Source organism: Bacillus sp. SIMBA_005 (assembly GCF_046535585.1).
GTDB lineage: Bacteria > Bacillota > Bacilli > Bacillales > Bacillaceae > Bacillus > Bacillus pumilus.
On sequence record NZ_JAWRWI010000127.1, the window covers coordinates 1 to 341 of the forward strand.

Here is a 341-nt window from a genome sequence, read left to right on the forward strand (position 1 = left end):
TTTTGACTTGGCCAGCTACAGCCTCCCAATTTTCTTTCCAATACGTATTTTTCGACCTGATATTCGGATGGCGCATTTCGTCCCATTCAACAGCTGATGTATAAATCACTGCATTCGGAAAGACAGAGACGAGCCGTTCACCTTCATATTCCGTTAAACCGCATGCATGATCAAAATGAAGGTGTGTCATTGCGATCACATCTATATCGGCAACCGTTAATCCGAGTGCAGCTAATGAGGGTTTCACATTCGACTCTTGTGTCACGCCATAGTTTCGTTTTTGTTTATCAGTCAGCTTGCCGGACCCAATTCCGGCGTCAACGATGATATTGAGCCCATCC

The 341-nt window shown here is 45.2% G+C and carries 1 protein-coding gene; it reads right to left on the reverse strand.

Features of this window, described 5'->3' with window-relative positions:
* A partial coding sequence (locus SB660_RS19420; RefSeq protein ID WP_410583875.1) for an MBL fold metallo-hydrolase occupies positions 1–341 on the reverse strand: 341 nt, incomplete at both ends.